General features: G+C 42.4%; 14 protein-coding genes. 1 reads left to right on the forward strand and 13 read right to left on the reverse strand.

Translation table 11 applies throughout. From position 1 onward, the window contains the following. Positions 1-160: 160 nt before the first annotated feature. The 10 genes from LC454_RS22670 to LC454_RS22715 all read right to left on the reverse strand — a co-directional run bounded on the left by LC454_RS22670 (position 161) and on the right by LC454_RS22715 (position 15238). Positions 161-1171: a LacI family DNA-binding transcriptional regulator gene (locus LC454_RS22670; protein ID WP_223584726.1), complete on the reverse strand. Its 1011-nt coding sequence runs from the start codon at positions 1169-1171 to the stop codon at positions 161-163. 20 nt (positions 1172-1191) lie between these two features. Next, positions 1192-1422, reverse strand: coding sequence for a hypothetical protein (locus tag LC454_RS22675; RefSeq protein ID WP_223584727.1), 231 nt, complete (start codon positions 1420-1422; stop codon positions 1192-1194). Between the two features lie 28 nt (positions 1423-1450). Beyond that, positions 1451-3289, reverse strand: a complete 1839-nt coding sequence (locus LC454_RS22680) for an alpha-L-fucosidase (protein ID WP_223584728.1) — start codon at positions 3287-3289, stop codon at positions 1451-1453. A gap of 261 nt (positions 3290-3550) precedes the next feature. Beyond that, positions 3551-5059, reverse strand: coding sequence for a glycoside hydrolase family 32 protein (locus LC454_RS22685; RefSeq protein ID WP_223584729.1), 1509 nt, complete (start codon positions 5057-5059; stop codon positions 3551-3553). Positions 5060-5123: 64 nt separating this feature from the next. Beyond that, positions 5124-6728 (reverse strand): glycoside hydrolase family 32 protein, encoded by a 1605-nt coding sequence (locus tag LC454_RS22690; RefSeq protein ID WP_223584730.1) that lies wholly within the window; start codon positions 6726-6728, stop codon positions 5124-5126. Between the two features lie 43 nt (positions 6729-6771). Next, entirely contained in the window at positions 6772-7884 is a 1113-nt protein-coding gene (locus LC454_RS22695; protein ID WP_223584731.1) for a hypothetical protein, read from the reverse strand. A 25-nt stretch (positions 7885-7909) separates the two neighbouring features. Next, the gene (locus tag LC454_RS22700; RefSeq protein ID WP_223584732.1) at positions 7910-9592 is read right to left on the reverse strand and encodes a RagB/SusD family nutrient uptake outer membrane protein; all 1683 of its coding nucleotides are present in this window, start codon (positions 9590-9592) and stop codon (positions 7910-7912) included. A 103-nt stretch (positions 9593-9695) separates the two neighbouring features. Next, positions 9696-12821, reverse strand: coding sequence for a SusC/RagA family TonB-linked outer membrane protein (locus LC454_RS22705; protein ID WP_223584733.1), 3126 nt, complete (start codon positions 12819-12821; stop codon positions 9696-9698). 86 nt (positions 12822-12907) lie between these two features. Beyond that, positions 12908-13864 carry a carbohydrate kinase family protein gene (locus tag LC454_RS22710; RefSeq protein WP_223584734.1) on the reverse strand — a complete coding sequence of 319 codons (957 nt, stop codon included), beginning with the start codon at positions 13862-13864 and terminating at the stop codon, positions 12908-12910. A 51-nt stretch (positions 13865-13915) separates the two neighbouring features. Continuing rightward, a complete protein-coding gene (locus LC454_RS22715; protein WP_223584735.1) occupies positions 13916-15238 on the reverse strand; it encodes a sugar porter family MFS transporter in 1323 nt (440 codons plus the stop codon). A gap of 292 nt (positions 15239-15530) precedes the next feature. On the opposite strand from LC454_RS22715, the gene LC454_RS22720 reads away from it, so the two are divergent. After that, complete coding sequence (locus tag LC454_RS22720; RefSeq protein ID WP_223584736.1) at positions 15531-18281, forward strand: substrate-binding domain-containing protein; 2751 nt, start codon at positions 15531-15533, stop codon at positions 18279-18281. An 8-nt stretch (positions 18282-18289) separates the two neighbouring features. On the opposite strand, the gene LC454_RS22725 is transcribed toward LC454_RS22720, so the two are convergent. Genes LC454_RS22725 through LC454_RS22735 form a run of 3 tightly spaced genes read right to left on the reverse strand, consistent with a single transcriptional unit; the run spans position 18290 to position 21238 of the window. Further along, positions 18290-19063, reverse strand: a complete 774-nt coding sequence (locus LC454_RS22725) for an ABC transporter permease (protein WP_223584737.1) — start codon at positions 19061-19063, stop codon at positions 18290-18292. Then, positions 19056-19961 carry an ABC transporter ATP-binding protein gene (locus tag LC454_RS22730; RefSeq protein ID WP_223584738.1) on the reverse strand — a complete coding sequence of 302 codons (906 nt, stop codon included), beginning with the start codon at positions 19959-19961 and terminating at the stop codon, positions 19056-19058. The genes LC454_RS22725 and LC454_RS22730 overlap by 8 nt, the downstream gene beginning before the upstream one ends. Continuing rightward, the gene (locus tag LC454_RS22735) at positions 19961-21238 is read right to left on the reverse strand and encodes an erythromycin esterase family protein (RefSeq protein ID WP_223584739.1); all 1278 of its coding nucleotides are present in this window, start codon (positions 21236-21238) and stop codon (positions 19961-19963) included. The genes LC454_RS22730 and LC454_RS22735 overlap by 1 nt, the downstream gene beginning before the upstream one ends. Positions 21239-21307: the final 69 nt, after the last annotated feature.

The following is a 21307-nucleotide window of genomic DNA, read 5'->3' on the forward strand; positions in this document are numbered from 1 at the left end:
ACGTTCCCGAAACTAAGGAAAAAAGAAATCGCCAGTTGCGATTTGCCTATTAGTTCCCTTCCAATGTTTTACAAAAATTGATTATTTAAATTCTTCGGGAATGTTCCCGGAGTGAATCAAAGCTAAGTATTGGGTATATTAAAAACAAATATTTTTTTACTTATTTCTGGCTGGATTCTTGAAAAATAAGCTGGGAATCAAGATAAACCGAATTAGCAAACTTTTCATTATCGGGGTCATCCATCTTCTCCAACAGTAGTTTTGTCACTAATTCTCCCATTTCGAACGCGGGCTGTTTGACGACACTGAGAGCCGGATCGATTAGGTCCGCAATATCGAGACAAGAAAAACAGATTATTTTCAGCTGTTCCGGAATCCGTATATTTAATTGCTTTGCAACCCGGATACTCGAGATTGCCAAACGTTCGACAGCAGCAAATATAGCATCGGGTTTTTCCGTTTCGATGAGCTTTGCGATATCCTTCATATTCTGTTCGGCATCGTTGACGGTATCGAGGATCAATTTGGGATCAATACGTAGTCCAGCTTCAGTTAGGGCTTTCTCGTAGCCTTCCTTACGCACTTTACCAATAGATATATGGGGATTTATTGCTAGGTATGCTATTCTTTTGCAGTCGTTTTCAATCAGATGTTTCGTCGCCTCATAAGCCGAATCCTGGTCATTTCCCGTGATATACCCCCCCTTCCAATCGTCATAGGTCCGATCAAAAAACATGACCGGAATCCCCCGTTCTTCGAGCAATTGGATGTGGGAATGATCTTTCCCCTCCCCTGATGCCGAGATAATAACCCCATCCACGCGACCATTGACCAAGGAACGGACAATCGATGCTTCATTTTGTACCTGATGATCCGTCACATAGATCAAGGTATGATACCCTTTTGACCTCGCCACAGCTTCGATACCCTTAATGGCCTGGGAGAAAAACTTATTTCCAAATTCGGGAATGATGATTGCAATTGTCAGGCTTTTATTCGCTTTAAGGCTGCTGGCATATACGTTGGGTGAAAAGCCGATTTCTTCAGCCATTGCCAGGATACGGGCCTTGGTTGCGGGATTGATGTCCACATTGTCCCGAAATGCACGGGAAACGGTTGATTTTGATAAACCTAGTTTTTTGGCCAGATCAACGATTGTTAATTGAGACATAGTGGTAGTTCCCTCTGCTGTTAAGCGCTTAATAATTGCGTTATGCAAATAAAGCAATTATCTTTCCAGAATAACAAATTTTCTTTTCCAGTTTCCTTACTTTGTTGATTATAATACGCCCCATCTTTTTTCCATGCAGCCATTTCTGGTATATTAGGCGTATTTTTTCCAGATAAGCTGATAGGAAAAGACAAAACAGCCCCGACAAGATATATTTGCCGGGGTTGCTCTGGCTCAACTGTTAAAAACAACCGGCACAATTGTACTTATTCAAGTAACTTATTCCTGAACCGGCACCAACGTAAGCGATGCAATCTCTGGTAACATATCACCTTCAATTGCCGCTGCCTCTAACGTAACCCTGGTACTTGGCTCGCCGATAACCTGCTGCGAAACTTCTACCGTACCCAGTTCCATCTCTTTAAATCTTGTTCCATTTTCTGCAGCAAAAGCAAATGGAAGCTGCTGTCCAAGTGCCGAAAGTATCACCTTACCTTTATGTTTTGCATTTGGCAAATAACTAATCAATACACGGTATTTACCTGGTTTTTGGATTTTGATGTCCCAATAGATCCGGTCATTGCTATCTTTCCATTGTCCGATGGCATTTGGACGATTGGGATCATGGGTCGACGCACCGATAATTTTAAGTCCTTTTCCATCTAGCAATTTTGCGTTATTTGCATTCATCACAATACGTCCATCCGCCTGAGTCTGCGTCAGATTTTCCTCCACATCCGGTTTACCCTGAATTTTGACAACAATTACTTTCGGTCCTTTTTCAATGTCGAAAACATCAACCGGAATCACGGGTCTTCCCTTATCTACCGCAACCTTTAGCTTGGTTTTAGGGCTTGCCATCGCATAGGCGACAGTGACTTTGTTTTTGATCGGTAGATCAATTTTTCCGCTGGCAGGTCGATCAAATATATGTAAATACAATATACCTGCCTTTTGCGTACAATAGCCCCAGTCCAATGCCTGAAAAGGACTTGCTGTGGTACCGTAAATCGCCTCCTTATTGACCTGCATCCAATCACCTATACGCTCCATAATTTTAATCGCTGGTGCGGGAATCGCTCCATCCCCATCCGGTCCTACATTGAGCAGAAAATTACCACCTTTGCTTACCGTTTCCACAAATAATTGCATGATTTTAGGAAAGCTCTTCCAATTTTGATCATGAGCACTATAGCCATAACTTTCGTTCATGGTATGGCTGACTTCCCAATCCATGCCCGGAAGTCCTGTTGGTGGAATATATTTTTCAGGGGTTCCAATATCACCATTTTTGTTTTCTAACCCATCCCAAAACCGATTGTTGATAATGATATTGGGCTGCCATTTGATCAGATCTGTCAACATGCGTTTTGTTCCCCAAGCCTCACCTTGGTGCTGTTTGCTGCTAAAGTCAGGCCAGAGCATATCCAATGGGCCGTAATTCTGCGCAAGTTCTTTAACCTGTCCATAGAGGTATTCCTTATAGCGGTTATGGTCAGGCTGGTGGTTATCGGGATTCGGATTTAAATTAAAAGCCTCATAGGAATCTGGATGCTGCCAGTCGAGCAATGAATAATAAGCACCTACTTTCAATCCTTCCTGACGAAATGCAGTCATGATCTCTTTATATAAATCCCGGCCTTTGGGGGATAAGTTGGCACTTCCTGTAATGTCATTTTTTAAGGCGTACGGCTGCTGGCTATTAAATAGGCTAAAACCTTCATGATGTCTGGAAGTCAATACCATATATTTCATTCCTGCTTTTTTAGCCAGACGTGCCCAGGCTTTAGGTTCAAACGAACGTAAGGTGAACTTTGGTTTCAGCACGGCAGCGTACTGCTTGCTGGGGATTTTCCCCCAGGTCTGGATCCATTCAGCGTAATGTTGCGGATATTGCTTTCCCTCAAAACTACCTCCAGCGGCACTGTACAGTCCCCAGTGGATAAAAAGACCAAAACGTGCCTCTCTAAACCATTCCATCCGTTTATTCTGGCTTTCGGTCCATCCGGGCACACCTTCATAAGGTATTGATTTTGTCTGGGCAAATGATCCCTCGGTCATACACAAAAGCATTCCCACTACCGCTGCGCATTTCCATTTAAAAAAATTAAGTGTCATTATTATATTGTGTTATACATAAAAGTTCATCGCAAAAGAGCCTTCGCTAAAAAGTAAATTGGCGTTACAAATTAGGTCTAGTAATTGTCATCCCGCAAAACAACTGTTAAATATATCAAATCGAAGCTAGTCTTTAAAATTATTCTAGCTAATCAGGTATTTATTTTACAATGTGATAGTAACCTGATTGTGATCAGCTTAGGGCATAAAACAAACGGGCCTTTTAAAGAAAAAGGCCCGTTTGTTTTATGTGTAAATGGTTTATTTGTCCCTGAATGTGGCAATGTTTACATCTCGAAATACTAAGTTATTATCGCCCACAATACGTATCCGAGTCATTGGTTCCTCCGGAAAAAACAAGCTGGTCATTGCGGTTAATCCATTATCAGCAAAGAGCTCTACGGAACTGACATCAATATATAGGCTTAATGATAATGATTCGCTATTGGATAGTCGCCCCGCTATGCTTCTTTTTGGGAAATCTGCATTGAAAGCAATTTCCCCAGATTTTGAACGATCAATATAATAGGCGTCCTGATCTTTGTCATAACCAACAACCAACTTATTTCCAACAGCATTAGACAAAATAAGTTTAAAATTCTGTACTTTTAGCTTATTGATCTCCAATCGAAATGCTTGTGGCAGCTGCTCTTGCACCGTTAGCTCTTTTGATTGATTTGCCTGATATTTTTTTACAGACTGAAATGCTTTAGCCACCTCGGGTGCTGCTGTGCTGCCTACATAATATTTTTGATCTACTTTTTGCAAAGCTAATTCACGTGGGATTGTTGAAGATGAGCGCCAGCGCGTCGTTGGTACCACATTGGCATATTGCCAGTTGCTCATCCAACCGATCATCAGGTGCCGTTCTCCTAAATTGCTCCAGGTTACACCAGCGTAGTTATCCGGCCCCCAATCTAACCATTTGACTGATGTATCTGCGGGCTGAAATTGATGTCCATCGAAATCACCTACAAAATATTGTGTTACCGAACCACCATTGGGGCCTCCCGGATTGATGCTGACCAATAATACCCATTTGGTTTCACCGTTATATTTCATTGGAATCAGGTCAGGACATTCCCAGACTCCACCATGTGCTCCCACTTCCTTACCAAATTCACTCTCCTTTTTCCACTCTTTTAAGTCTTTGGATGAATAAAAGGTGATGCAATCTTTGGTCGCTAAAGTCATAATCCAGCTTTTTGTTTTTTCGAACCACATCACCTTTGGATCCCGAAAATCCCAGATTCCTGGATTTGGCAATACTGGGTTACCTTTATATTTGGTCCAGGTTGCTCCCTGATCCAGGCTATAGGCCAAACTCTGATTTTGGTGCAGACCTGTTTTTCGGTCTTCCTCCTGATGGTTGTGATGCGTAAAAATAGCGACCATAGCCCCTTTTCCAAACCCAGCGGTATTATTCTTATCAATCACTGCACTTCCCGAAAAGATCGTCCCCAAACTATCGGGATACAAAGCAATTTTTTGTTCGTCCCAATGAATCAGATCCCTACTAATAGCATGTCCCCAGTGCATGGGACCCCAAACAGATTTTTCGGGGTTATGCTGAAAAAAGAGATGGTAATTTCCATTAAGATACACCATTCCATTGGGATCATTCATCCAGCCCTGCTTGGGGGTAAAATGGTAGATCGGCCGGTATTTTTCAACAGGCTCATTTATGTCTCGCTGTCCTACTTGAGCAAAAGCCGAACTCAACAAACTCGCAAAGAGCATGATGGTTCCATATTTCTTTATTCTATTCATATCTTATTAAGTTTTATATCACATTATCCTCACCGTGCCTTAGCCAATAAAATAGCTAAAATTCTTATGATTTCTCGACTTTCATTGTATTGACTTTTATCGTACCCTGATCGGCATAAATGGACCAGGGGTTCCGATCCATTTTATAGATCCGATTGGTAAAAGCGACGTTATTATTTACGTAAACCACACAGATCGATTTCTCGATTACAATTTTCACATCAAAGACCTTATTGGCGGGGACAATCAACGGCGTAAAATTAAGTTCTGTTTTACCGGCTATTCCACCGAGACCCGTTTCACGATTCATAAATAATGCAGGCATACCCCAACGGTTTGAAGACGTCAGATCAAAGGCAATACTATACAGCTCCGAAGGATCGTCACAGGCACCAAAAGAGAAACCGAAATAATCTGATTGCGAAGCATCTATGGTCAGCGACATTTTAACGCTAGCAGTATTGCGGTTGAATCTTGCATAACTTCTGGCGCCAGACTGTGCAGTAATACTATATGTTTTATTATTTTCGGAAACATTTCCAACGGCATTCAGCTTTTCAAAAGCCAGTTCTTTATTAAACTTATTGTTTATTGCAGCAGGAATGGTTGGATATAATCTCCCCGTCGGTCCCTGAACTAATTTATGCGAGATTAAACTTCCTGACCAAGGTAATTCATTGTTGCTGTTCACCGTCTGACCTGTTGAACACCAACCTGAAAGATAGCGTGTCGTTCCATCCGTAGCCGTCTTTCCAGCATACAGAAATAAACCATCGAAAGTTTCATGATGACCATCTGCATCACGACAGATCCTCCAGGGACCATCCGGCGAATCAGCAATTCGATAAAAAGTCTTCCTGTGCTCATCCCTATTAATCCGTGAAAATGTTAAATACCATTTACTGCCCATTTTAAAGATATCGGGACATTCCAATATTTCAGCATCCGTTTCAATCTCATGTTTACCCACTGCGGGTGCTGCAGTCGCTAACAGAGGATCTATAATAGACCAGCTGTTCAGATCTGTGGATACATACCGTGCTATCGCCCCTTTGCCATCCTTACGGGTCGTGACCAGCATCACATAACTACCGCGACTTTCGTCCCAGTATACATGTGGATCCCGAAAATTATTCTGATCATAGCCTACACTGGCCTGTATTGTCCCACCAGGCTGTTTCATCCAGTTCAGCAAGTCTGCCGATGTTGCGACCATCACTTTTTCAGCCGGATTCAGGTTACCGTTATGACCAGTATAAAAACAGTAATAGGTCTGACCTCTCTTCATAAAACTGCCTGTTCCAATCCATTCATCCTGACTTCCGCCAGCACCGGCGGGCAATATTTCCGTAAAGCCTTCAAATGTTGCATAATCGCTGGTTTTGGTAACATAGATCGGGTGGCGATTTGCATTTTCGTAGAGATAGAACAAATAGTACTTTTTGTCATCGACATTATAATAAGGCATTGGATCACCGACAAACCCTTGCTGCGGCTTATAAAAAGTCTGAAACAGACCTGTCTCCTGTACCATGGTACAGGAGGTGGATCGGTCTACTGAAGCAGGGTCATCAGGTTTGTCGACAGGCAGGGTCTGATCCCCACTTTTACAGCTCGTCAGCAAGGCTATAAAGCATAGTGCTGGAAATAAATACAAGTTAGTTTTCATTTAAAATCTCCTAATAAAACCATATTCCAATTATTTACTCCGGCTATTCTTTTGGCAATGCCTTCAACTCGTCCCAATACATCCGCTGGGTCGGGAAAACCACCGGCTGTCCATTGGGATGTTCATGGGGCATTACAAGAATATTATTGATGGTTGCTGTTCTCCCAGCAGGAATCTCAAAGATCAATTCCTGCCATTCCCCGACATGTGCTTTCACATACCTTGCCCGTAACCAATCTTTATTCTGTTCGCCATCCGATTGGGTCTCCAGCTGTACATCTCCTTCCACATCCTTCAATACCATGATAGAGAAACGGTTGTACTCTGCAGGGTTAATATTCACCTTATTGGCATTCCATAATGCGCCACCGTGCCAGCCAGCACCTGTTTCAGCGTCTCTGATAAAGGATGCACAGAAAGGTGTGGTATTGGCCCCTTTCGTCTTTGGATTAGCATAAGGTGAGTCTAACCCACTTACACCCAAACCATCAAAATGCGGTACAACAGTTTCACCATTATAAATTGTCAGTACCTGCTTTGGTTCCTCGCCGAGTATGGCCGTTACGATATATTGAAATGTTTGCCCCATATAGGTAAGCGTATATTTTACCGGGGAACTCAGATTCACAAATCCGCCCAGTCCCGGTGCAATGCTCGCTCCCGATGTGAACTCGACAGATGGTGTGAGGCTTTTCAAGTCTGTTCCCAAGGGCAGATAAATTTTGATTTGCTTATTTTGCTGATCAATTAATCCTGATCGGTTTCCGATACGAAAAGCCGTTATTTCCGCCTTTATTTCTTTGACAGTAACCTGGTAAGTATTATACAAATTACCGTTATACACACGATAGGTGACTGGTGTCGTGGAAGAAAAGGAAAAATTTTGTACCAGACCCGAAGCCGGAGATACCCTAGCTTCACCCGGCAATTCAATTACAGGAGCAAGCGCTGATAGATCTGTTCCTGCTGGTACCAACACACTGATGCTGCCTTTCTGCTGATCTATCGTCCCTATGGCCGTACCAACTTTAAAAGACAAGATGTCCACGTCAGCATTTAGATCAAGAGCGCTTTCAACGTCCTGTTTACAAGCTGAAAACAACCCTATAAACAGAAGCATAAGCCCCAATCCGATGTTATATTTTAATGTTCTCATTGGTATAAATTGGTTAGTATGTTAGTTAATATCCTGGATTCTGCTTGTATAGGTATTTGCTCAGTCTGATTTGTGCTTCCGGAATAGGCAAATATTCACTCTTATTCGCTGTAAAATGAGCTGCGGCATAATAAGAACGACGCGATTTCTCTGTTTCATAATAAGCATTCATGGTCTGCTCTGCGATTCCCCAGCGTACCAGGTCGAAGAAGCGTCCATTTTCCATGGCTAATTCCAGACGACGTTCCGCACGTAAAGCCTTCCGTGCATTTTCCTCATTCCATATAATGTTATCTCCATTTTTATAGGTTTCTACCAACATTTTATCCGTCGCATAGCCCGTCATGGTGGCGCTATTTTTTGCACGAATACGCAACTGGTTGATCAGTGGTAAAGCTTCGGTGGGACGGTGCAATTCAATCAGCGCCTCAGCACGCATCAATAGGACATCGGCAACACGCAGTACAATACGGTTTTTTGTATTTGCAAAGAATGGTGCCATTGGAACAAAACAATCGCAATCTGGATCGACATTCTCCTTCAACGATGCATACACCGAATAGTCCGCAGGATTGCGGTTCCAGCTCTCCTCGTAAATGCGTTTGGTATTATATTTATAAGGTAATCCGGGAATTGCCACAGTATGGAATAGTCTTGGGTCGTATTTTTCCGATGCATTGAAGCTATTCAATGTATTGTAATTATCAAGCGGTACCCCTTTTCCCGTTGTACGGAATACGTTCACCAAATTCTGGCTAGGTTTATTGAAATCACAACAGCCCAGACCCATCGGAACAGAGAGCAGATCCGAGAAATTTACACGGCCGAATTTCGTGCCATCATCTTTTGAAAATTGGATTGAAAACAATGCTTCTGTACCATTTTCATATTTCCCCGGCAAAAAGTTGAAGGCAAAATCCGTTTCAAGAGCATGGTTTGATGCAAGTACGATGTCTGCGTTCTGCAATACTTTTTCCAGATCTCCCGGATTGATTCCGGTTACCACATGGCGTTCCTCGTTATCCTGACGGTAGGCTTTGTACAGGTATGTTTTAGCAAGATAAGCTGCTGCCGCAATTCGATTTGCACGACCGACTTCCGTCTGTACAGCTGGCAAATGATCTACGGCATACTGAAAATCATCGACAATCTTTTGCCAGAGTGCATCATTGCTCAATGCTCTATTTGACACAGTCTCATAGCTATCTACCGGCACATTTTCATCAATGTAGGGTACATATTTAAAAAGCGTCTTGAGCATAAAATAGAAGTGCCCCCGTAGAAATTTCGCTTCGGCCAACTTCCCTTCCTTGCCCTCAAAATTGTTCATTTCCTGAATCGTTTTGATGGTGGTATTAGCCCGTGAAATAGCGACATAAAGCTGAAACCACAGTTTATCTACCTCAGCAAAATTGGTTGTGACATTATTGGAGACCTCAAGAAAATGGAACGTCTGTATATCCTGCGGTCCCGATCCGCCTTTATATGCATCATCAGATCGTACTGTACCATAAGGCCATAAGCTAAAAGGCACATCATAATGATCATTGCCTAAAGCTGCATAAGTGGCTGTCAGTAATCTTTCTGGTTCCTTTACCTGGTCGGAGCTCAGTACGCCATTAGGTGTCTGATCCAAGAACTTGGTGCATCCGGACAGCAGCCCCGCAAACACCATCATTATCGCGATTTTATTGGTTATTTTTTTCATTGGAATTCTGTTTTTTTATATTCCATATTTCCATGGATTTATTGTTTTGGTCCCTCGTCTCCTCCATTCCCCTCTCATCCACTAAGGCTTTTGGTTCTCTCTTCTAAAAGCCAATATTTACCCCCGCTGTCCATGTCGTCGGGATCGGATACCCCCAACCTACATTCTCGGGATCTACGCCTGTGAAGTTCTTCGATTTAACTGTAAACAGGTTCTGACCAGTAACATACACACGTAGGCGGCTCATCCGCAAACGAGAAGCTGTTGCCGTTGGTAAGGTATAGCCAAGCGACAGGTTTCGGAGTTTCATATAGGATCCGTTTTCGATAAAGTAATTGGAAAGACGCCCCTCATCATTATTGTTTGTTGTCTGCAAAGCCGGAATTGTGGATGTCGGATTCTGTGGAGTCCAGGCATTAAGTAACCGTACACCTTTATTGGAATTCACATCATCGACACTCCAGAAATCAGTCTGTTTTTTCAACCAGTTTTCAACGTCTATGCCCTGCACCCCTTGAAAATAGGCGGACAGATCAAATCCTTTATACTTCAATGCAATATTCAAGCTATAGGAAAAATCGGGATGCGGGTTGCCGATCCAGGTGCGGTCCATATCTGTGATCTGCTGATCAGCACCATAGACATTAAGATAACGCAAACGGCCAATTCCTTTACCGGTCTGGTTGACATGATCATCCACCTCCTTTTGATTCTGAAAGATGCCATCCGTTACGTAACCGTAAAATGAACCCAATGGCCGACCGATAATATTATCGCCCTGACGACCACCATAGGAGTTTTCCACGGCTTCGGGCAAATGGGTCACCTTATTTTTATACGACGAAAGGACTGCGGTCACATCATAATCCAGACCAAAGGAAGTCTTATTGCGGTAGCCTGCCGTAATATCCAAACCTTTATTTTCCATCGAAGCACCATTAGCCCAGCGATAGCCGCCTTCACCGACGACACCGATGTAAGCAGGATTGATCAGCATATCTTTTGTCGCTTTAATGTACCAGTCGACTGATCCGTAGAGACTCTGGCCAAATAGCGTGAAGTCCAAGCCGATGTTGGTCTGTGTCGTTGTTTCCCATTTTAGATCATTATTTTCAGTCTGGATTTTTCGGTACCCGGAAGGGAGAGTCCCTGTTCCGGTACCTGAAAGATCATAAGCGGTACCATCGACAATATTCCAGGTGGGATCCCCCACCCCATATTCAGGTACAAAGAGCCCATAGGTCGCCAAGTTGCCAATTCCCTGATTACCGGTCTGCCCCCAACCTGCACGCAATTTAAGATCAGAGATAAAGTCTTTGGTACCGGCCATAAAATCTTCGGATGAAATCCGCCATCCTGCCGTTACAGCCGGAAAGGTTGCAAAGCGATTGTTTTTCCCAAAACGCGAAGAACCATCATGTCTCACGGTGAAAGAGGCCAGGTAGCGTTCATCGTAGGAGTAGTTAGCCTTTCCAAAATAAGAAAGAAGTGAAAATCCTGTGGAGCCACCACCCACAGCAGCCGTCCCTGTACTTACACCGGGCCACATATATTCTGGTGTTTCAATGGCAAAAGCGCCATCCCCTGCTGTATATGCGTTAAAATTGATATCGTTCTGACGATTCATTTCTATACCAGCCAGTAGATCTATGGTATGTTTGTCAATCTCTTTTCTATACGTCGCTGTATTCGACCAAGTCCACTTTAACCCTTGAGTCTGTTCCATATTAACAGCGCTTCTGTTGCTGCTCATAAAACCCGAACGATAGGAAACTTCAAGGTTGCGTTTGTAGAAATTACTATAATCAATACCGTAACTTGTACGCAGGTGCAAGTCTTTGATCAGCTGCAAATCGGCGTAAGCATTTCCGAATAGGCGCCAGTAATTGTATTTATTACTCCTGTTATCATGCAACAAGCGCATCGGGTTATGACGGTCATTCATCCCCAGGGCAGGACCACCCCAGCCTATTCCGTCTACGGTATGTACAGGTATGACCGGCAATGCCTTCAAGGATAGATCAAGCACATCACCAGGCACCTGCACCTCCCCGGTGTTGTTCACTGTAAAATTCTCGCCGACAACCAACTTACCGTCAAACAGTTTATAATCGGCATTCATCCGGGCTGATATACGTTGGAAATCCGTATACCGAAGTGTTCCACTGTTATGCAGATAACCTACGGAAAAATAAGAACTTGACTTTTCTGTCGCCGAACTCAAGGTTGCATTGTACGATTGAAGCAAGCCCGGTTTGGAAACTTCATTGAACCAATCGGTATCTGCGGCATACATCGTACGCTCGCGATCGATATATTTGGATACAAATACAGTGTTGAGCTGCGGCAAGCCATTGGCATCGTTGTTCCACTCAAATTGATAGCCGATATTATTGCTGTTCGGATTACCGCCGCTATTGATCGTTGCCCGCCACAGCGCCTGACCATACTGCTGTGCATTGAGCACCTTCATGCGATTATTAAAATGTGTACTGGTCACATAAGCGTCTACAGTAAGCTTTGGCGCTCCGAGTTTTCCTCTTTTTGTTGTGATCACGATAACACCATTTGCAGCACGTGAGCCGTAGATACTTGCCGAGGAGGCGTCTTTTAATACCTGAATGCTCTCGATATCGTTGGAATTGAGCTCATGCATCCCACCTTGTGTCGGTATACCATCGATAACATAGAGTGGATCTTGGCTGCTGTTGATCGAGCTGATACCACGCATCCGTACAGTGGCTGCGCCACTTGGGCTACCATCAGAAGTTACTGTCATACCCGCTACGCGCCCCTGAAGCGCCTTCATGGGATTATTTTCAGGGGCTTTCATCATTTCGGTCACATTGACGACGCTCACAGCGCCGGTCAGATCCTTCTTGCGCTCTCGCTGATAGCCGGTGACAACTACCTCATCGAGTCCTTTTTCGGTACTGACCAACCGGATATCCAAAAATTTCTTGTCCCCCAATAGTATTGTCTGGGATTCGTAGCCAACATAGGTTATTTCCAATGTACCGCTGTTGCCCGATAGCTGGAGTACAAATTCCCCTTTTTCATTTGTCTTTGTTGCCTGTCCGGTTCCCTTGACCACTAATGACGCTCCGATGATGGGAGCGGCTGTTCCGCTGTCCGCAATCCGCCCCCGGATTTCTGTCTGCTGCGCAAAAGCAACAGCTGAAAAGAGAGCCAAAGACGGAAGCAACATAGCTTGCTGTCTTGTAAACATAATTGGTTATTATAAGTAGATTATTAATTTGATTATTTTTCCTCTTTTTGCCTTTACCGCATTTTCCCTTTTTGCAGTACAGGCAGCTATAGCTTCATCTTCTGTTCGCTATCACGGAAGATGGGATTCAGCCAGTGAAAGCGGTTGATATCCTCTGCATTATAAGCAGGACATGCTCCGCTACTCTGTGTCACAAAACCACTTAACGTAGCCGCAAATTCAAGCACTTCTTCCAAGGCGATTCCTTCGGCCATCTGAAACCGTTTGGTCAAAAAAGCAGCTAAAAACGAATCGCCACTCCCGATGGTATCTTCCACATGTACTTTCAATGCAGGAAAATGATAACTGATATTTGCTTTTTTATGATGGTATACTGCTCCAGCCGCGCCGTAAGTAACAATAGCTTCCTGAATAGAGAAACAATCTAACAGTAGATCTACCCGCTGCTGATCGGTATACGTTGTAGCTGCCCCACTCCATTCAGCGATAATATGCAGTTCCTCCGCGTTCATCTTAACGAGATCCGCGTAGTGTAATAGTTCATGCACACGATGAGGATCGAAAAAAGGAGCACGCAAATTGACATCCATTATCCTGAAGGAAGCCTCCTTTAATAAGGTCAACAGGCTTTCAAAACTCACGTCATCGCGACAGGCCAAACTGCCATACACCAAAAAGTCAGCTTTGGAAACAGCTTCCAATACAGCCGGTTCCGCTGTAATTCTGTCCCAAGCAACAGGATATACAATATCGTATTGTACATTACGATCTGCATCAATTGTCACTTCAACTGTAGAGGTCGGCAAGCTGTCATCGTACTGAAAGAAGGCCGTCGGAATCCCCAGCTGTTCACATATAGTAAGCAGTTCATATCCATTTTCATCCCTTCCGATACGTGTAAGCATTTGTGCAACAACACCTAGCTTATTGAGATGATAAGCAACATTTAGCGGAGCACCGCCCAGTTTTTTTCCGGTCGGCAGATTATCCCAAAGAACTTCTCCGAAACAAACTCCTTGTATTGATTTATTCAGGTTTTTCATTGTCATCATTATTTGTACGCATAAGCGATTGGATCAATAATAGCGCGATACTTAATGTAGATTGATGGTCTGCCCCATATCTTCCAGCGACCGTCCTTTTGTTTCGGGCATAAATTTCAGCACATAAACAAGCTGCAATACCATAAATAGCGCAAAAGTCAGGAAGGTACCCCCACCACCGAGCACCTCTGTCAGCGCCGGAAAACAAAATGTAATAATCGCAGCCATTACCCAATGGGTCAAGCTGCCAAATGTCTGGCCTTTGGCACGCACATCATTCGGAAAAATTTCGGAAATAAACACCCAGATCACAGCTCCCTGAGAGAAGGCAAAGAAGGCAATAAAACTCATCAGGTAGATTGTAATAGCAAATCCTGTTGTTTGCCCCGTATAGAAAGCCTGCGATACCAGTGCGAGTGATATGATCAATCCGATAGAACCCACCAGCATCAGTTTTTTGCGACCTACCTTATCTATAAAATTGATAGCCACTAAGGTGAAAATAAAGTTGATCACTCCGATCCCTACCGTGGAAAGTAAGGAACTTTGGGAACCGAGGCCTGCCATTTCAAAGACACGCGGTGCATAATAGATAATCGCATTGATACCCGAGAGCTGATTGAACAGCGCAAAACAGAAGGCCAATAAAATTGGTCTAGCGTTTTCCCGTATAAATAATTTGCCTTCACCTGCCATTACATCTTTCGATGCCTGAATTTTCTCGATCTCAAGCTCATAGCCCTCAGAATTGATTCGCTGCATGATTTTTGTTGCTTCAGGTAGGTTGTTCTTATGCAATAACAGCCATCTGGGACTTTCGGGAATAAAGAAAATCAGCACAAAAAACAGCAACGACGGAAAACACTGCACACCCAACATCCAGCGCCAGGATTCTTCCCCTACCTGTCCGATAAAATAGTTTGATAAATAAGCAATCAAAATACCCAGCACCACATTGAATTGGAAGAGACCTACCAGCTTGCCCCGGGAAGCTGCGGGTGAAATTTCGGAAATATAAATAGGTGCCGTTACCGAAGAAACACCGACACCAATACCGCCCAAAAAACGGAATAAAATAAAAATTGTCCAGTCATTGGCAAGCGCACTTCCGATCGCTGAAATAAAATATAATGCTGCTACGACAAATAATGTATTTTTCCGGCCGAGCTTGTCCGAAGGCAAAGCGCCCAATGCCGCACCGACTACCGTACCTATTAACGCGATGGCCATCGTAAGCCCATGCTGAAACTCACTCAAATGCCAATGCTCCTGTACTGCCTTTTCAGCTCCTGAAATAACAGCTGTATCAAAGCCAAATAAAAATCCGCCTAATGCCACTACAAAAGACCAAGCTAATACCGTGTTTTTGTTCATCTTATCATCTATAATTGATTAACCCAAATTTAACCCTAGCTTCACGGTTACTTAAATTTGAAGACAGCAAAAACATTTATTTATGTAACATTTTCAAAAACAACACAAAACACTACATATCAACAAATTATACTAATTCATGATTTTTAAACTTTCAGTTTTTAGACATATCTTATAGAAAATGATACATATTTCAGCCATCTCTTTTTAGTGTATGGAATACACTAACCTTGGGCTTATTATCTAAAAAAACTGAAATGATGTATATTCGGATAGTAAAGGGGAAATAAACATGGGAAAATATACCTTCTATGGCATATTGGTCCTGTTGCTTTTTTTGGGGTGCCAATCGGCAAACCAGAAAAAGAAGCGGGTCATTGCTTTTTCACAGTGCATCGGAAATGACGCATGGAGGCAGACTATGCTTGAGGAAATGAAACGGGAACTCTCCTTTAATCCCGATATTGAATTCTTATACCGCGATGCCCAAGGCAATAATGCTGTTCAGATTGATCAGATACGCGAGCTGACCAAAGCGGGTATCGATCTGTTGATTGTGTCACCCAATGAGGCCGAACCGCTTACACCTATCGTTGACTCAGTATTCCAGCGCAAAATACCGGTAATTGTAACAGATCGCAAAACCTCTTCGGGTCAATACAATGCTTATGTGGGTGCCGACAATCTTGCCATCGGAAAATTAGCCGGTCAATATAGCCAAGCTGTCCTCCAGGGTAAAGGTAGGGTCGGATTGGTAACCGGCTTATCGGGTACCTCCGCCTCGATTGAACGTGAAAAGGGATTTATGCAAAGTATTTCAGCAGTAAGTGGCATGCAGGTCAGTGCTGTTATCCACGGTGGGTGGGAAAAGAATATAGCCTATACCGAAATGCGCGAGCATATCGCTCAAATGACACAAAGTGATATTATTTTTACCTTCAATGACCAAATGGCAATGGGCGTAAAAAAAGCATTGGACGAGGTGCAACTTCAAAAAGATATTAAAATCATTGGTGTAGATGCGCTGCCAGGACCGGGTAATGGTCTTGAGCAGATTATACAAGGTCATATGTATGCCTCTATGCTCTACCCTACTGGCGGAACTGAAGCGATCAGAACGGCACTGGCGATTATCAACAATCAACAATATCGACGTGAAAACATTCTCGCTACTGCTGTGATCGACAGAACAAATGCCGAACTATTGGCGCTACAGTCACAAAAGATACAACAGCAACAGGTAGACATCGACAAAAGACAGGAATTTATCACTGAGCAGAACCGGATTTATCAAAATCAAAAATCTGTTCTCAATGTTCTCGTTGTCAGTTTGGTGCTTGCAGTTGTATTTGGCGGTATTTCTATTATCGTTATCAAAAGCAATTTGGAAAAAAACAAACATCTTGAAATCCAGAATGGCGAGATCTTATCTCAGCAGAAACAGATTGTTGAAATGAATAGCCAGATTCAGCAGGCCGCAGAAATCAAAAACAATTTTTTCACCAATATCTCCCACGAATTTAAAACACCCCTCACCCTTATCTTGGCGCCCATTGAGGATCTCGAAATGCGAAAAGATCTATCAGAAGATATCAAAGAGCAATTATCACGGGTCAAAAGAAGTGCAAAAAAATTGCAGCGACTGGTCAGCGACCTGATCGACATTCATCGGATCAGCAAAGCAAAAATAAAGCTTCAGGTATCAGCTGTACCTATCGACCCTTTTATCCAGCAGGTCATCAACAGTTTTAAACCGCTGCTCAAAAAAAGCAGAATATCGATCAGCTACATCAATAAGAGTATGCTCAAGGAGGTCTGGATTGACGAATATCTGATGGAGCAGGTTTTATCCAATCTCCTTTCCAATGCGATAAAACATACCACTACCAGCGGTAGAATTGAAATTTCACTCGAAGAAAATAGCTTCAAAGATTATTTCTACTTACGTGTGCTGGATAATGGTCTAGGGATAGCGCCCATTGATATCGAGCATATTTTTGATCCCTTCTATCAAGGAACAGGCAGCCGGAACGGATCTGGAATCGGTCTAGCCTACGTCAAACAAATCGTCGAACTGCATCATGGTCAGATCACAGCCAGCAGCAAATTAGGACATGGTTCGATCTTCACCCTTCGGATGCCTATCGGAAATACCCATTATGAACAGGAGGAGATCATAACAGCTGTATCCGGTGTAAAACCTGTATTCAAGCACCAAGACTTTCTGGATACTGAAGTAAAATCTTCTGATAAGAATCTCTCTTTTCATTCCAATAAATCGAAGAGCATTATGATTGTTGAAGATGATGATGAAATCAGGGATTATCTGAGATCTATCTTGAAAAAAGACTATAATCTTTTTTTAGCGCGAGATTCGCATCAGGCCGGCACTCTGATGAAAGCACATTTCCCAGATTTGGTGCTCACCGATATCATGTTACCCGACGGCAGCGGACTAGATATCCTCAAAGACATCAAAACATTCTACCAGACGGCCCATATTCCTGTCATTCTGTTGAGCGCATTAGCCAATGAAGAGACCATCCTTGAAGGAAGTCTCTTGAAAGCAGATGATTATATGACCAAGCCTTTCAATGCCGCAGTCCTTCGGGCAAAGATTGCCAATATGTTACAATCACGGCATCAGCTTAAAGAAAAATATAGTAGTAATGTCGAGCAATTTGACTCACCACAGTCAGATACCGTTAATGAAAGCGACAGACGGTTTCTCAATAGCTTTTCGGCTATTGTCGAATCGAAACTGTCCGATCAGCGGCTGAGTGTCGACGATATTGCTGGCGAGCTCAACCTCTCGCGTGTGCAACTTTATCGTAAAGTCAAACAATTGCTCGACTGTAGCATCAGCGAGTATATTGTCGAAAGGAGACTCAAAAAAGCAAAAAGCCTGATGGCTGACGGACTCAATATCAATGAGATCTACAGCAACGTCGGTTTCTCCTCAGCCTCCTATTTCGCCTCGGCATTTAAAAAGAAGTACGGACAGTCGCCAAGCACTTTTAAAAAAGAACTGGATCGAAAATAAGCGATCAACTATTTAAAAAGACCTTTCCTCTTAAAAATACAAAAACTGATCAGCATAAATAAGATGATCATAGCGATATTACTATAATCGAGTCGTTCAAAGCCATCATTTTCATTCATTATATTCATGAAGGCCTTATAAGTACCGGTATAAGGAATAAAGTCTGAAAAACTCTTTTGAGCCACAAATACCGAAAACACCAACATAAACATGCTCACGCCAATGGGATAAATAAAGCTTTTGAATAGCAGACTTAATGCCAATTGTATCATTGAAACAGCCGATAGCGTGATAAAAAGCTTCAGAAAGGTAAAGAAAATTACCATCCTATAATCGTGATTTTGAAAGCCAAGTACCGGGTAAATCAAACCCAGTATATAGCCGCTGATTAAGAATGCTGCGTAAGCAAACAAGATAGAAAACAGTATGGTTAGCAGGATAAACACAGCCTTTGAAAAGAATATTTTTGACTTATCAAGCGGTAATGTAAACAGTACCTTATAGTTGTTATTCTTATACTCGACATCACAGCAGGCATAAACAAATAGTGCCACCAGAATCGGGTACAGCAAATAAAAAAACTGAAAAACATATCTTCCTAGCAATACCTTCCAGGGGTTAGGTACCGCACTTATACTGCCCGACCGGATGATATCGTATATAATATAACCATCGATCGCGAAAATAAGCAATACCGGAGCGATAAGGACGCCAAAAATCTGCCGGTTTCTAAGTAGTTTATATTTTTCAGACAAAAAGGCGGTATAAAATGTATTAGTCATTCGAGCGGGCAATTAAGTTTATAAAAATCTGTTCAAGATCTGCACTATGGGAATCCAGTCCATAGATTTCAATGTTATGTTGCACCAAACATTTAATCATTTGATCAAATTGGTTGTCATCTACTATTTTCACCACAACAGTTTGTCCGTCGGTTCTTAATACCGAAAATTTGGCATTATTTAAAACATTGGTCGTGCGTGTAGCGTCCGAAGTTCGCAGTAATGCCTCCCGTTCTACCTGACGCAACAGCTCGTTTTTAGTTCCCTGAAAGATCATTTCTCCCCCTTCGATGATGCCAACATGTGTGGCTATCTTTTCGAGCTCGCTTAGAATGTGACTTGACAGAAATATGGTTTTCCCTTGTTCATTGAGCAAGCGAAACAGATTTCTCATTTCGACAATTCCCTGTGGATCGAGCCCGTTTAGCGGTTCATCCAGAATCAATAGTTGTGGATCATGAAATATAGCCATAGCAATTCCGAGCCGTTGCTTCATTCCCATAGATAAGGTACTGGCTTTTTTCCTTTTCTCCTTTCCGAGATCTACCATTTCGAGCACCGCATCGATTCGTTTTTCTCCCTTTTTGTGGATGATATCCAAATATTTTAAATTCTCAAAAACGGTTAATTTGGTGTAATAGCAAGGTGATTCGATGAGATTGCCCACATTAGCATAGATGTCGCTACGATTTGCTTTTAAACTTTGTCCCCGAATAAAAATAGCATCAGCGTTATCCTGCAAGAGTCCAAGTAGGAGTTTAATCGTAGTAGACTTTCCGGCACCATTTCGTCCAAGATAACCATAGATACTTTTGTCCGGGACATGTAGGTCAATGTTATTTAAAATGGTTTTTGAACCTATTTTAAAGCTGAGTTTTTGTGTTAGGATACTTTCCATTATTGTTCGAAATAGGTGGGTCTTTTATTTACGTCGATATAAAAAATGCCATCAATATAGTCAGTCCATTTTCTTTCCTCTTCCATACCTTGGTTGATGGTAGAGACAAACGACCTCCTGAGCAAAGCTGTATCAGGCAGGCTCCGCAAATCCAGAAAGAAATAAGGTACCCCTGTTTGATGGAATATATTTTCAATGGCCAATTTACTAGGTTTATCCACTGTTTGACCGGCATCATTTTTCTGTCCGTAAGAACTAAAATCAAGCATGTAAGCCTGACGGTCGTATTTCTTTTTTAGGTAAGCACCCAAAGGAAGGTATTCCTTGTTATAAGCCGTTGAAAAGGTATGAATATTGGCACACCAGACAATGATCTTCTTTCCTGGATATAAAGAATCTATTTGGTACTGCAGATTTTGGGCCATCAATGAATCGCGTAGATGCATACTCTGCATTGATCCTGGAGTATAAGACCAGGACTTTTCATAATTAGCTTTTATATCGGCTAGGTATAAGCTATAAACGCGCTGTTCCTCGTCCCTGCCCAAGGTTCGTAATCTATACCCCAATTTACCTATTTCATTTAAAAACTGTTTTTTAGCTGTAGAATCAAGGGTTCTATTAGCATACCTGGCTAGGGTCAGGTACTCCAGATTGTTAAGTTCTTTTTTTAATAAGGGATAATCTTTTAGATCGATCTTATTTTTAAGGCAAAAGTCCTCTAGCAACTTTGCTCGTTTATCACCAAGTAATCGACCAGAAAACTGAATATCAAATCCACCGAGAGTAATTGGCTTACCTGATAATTTGGACTTTTGATAGTAGCTTATCAGTGGATCCGTTTCGATGTTCCGCCACCAAAAATCAAACAAACCAAGACCAGCCAAAGATTGTTTAGGAAGCTGCATAGTTGGATTTTCCATTTCCTTATTCATGACCCACATATCATACTGTCCCGCTTCATAGAGTACAATGCTATAATCTAATTTTTCGTGGAGATAACGGATCAACCTCGATTTGGCCCGAAAAGTTTCTCCATCGTCATGCTGCATCTCCCCTAACATCAGTATCCTATTATCCTTTAAAATACGATCGAATATTTGAAGATCGGAAAAATTACTATCAGTCATCAAAATATTACTGATTACCTGCTTATTTTGATTTACCTCCCCCAGCAAAGCCTGATAATTCGGTGGAAGCCGATCATTATAAACAAGTTCATTAAAAACTAAAATAATCGCAATAAGAGCAGTTATTGCGAGAAGTATATGCTTCATTCTGCACGATTAATTCGGTTTATATTTCCAGAAATAGGTAATTAAAGATACACTACTCCGTACAACTTC

Origin of the sequence: Sphingobacterium sp. GVS05A, from assembly GCF_019969845.1 — a bacterium.
In the GTDB taxonomy this organism is placed as follows: Bacteria; Bacteroidota; Bacteroidia; order Sphingobacteriales; family Sphingobacteriaceae; genus Sphingobacterium.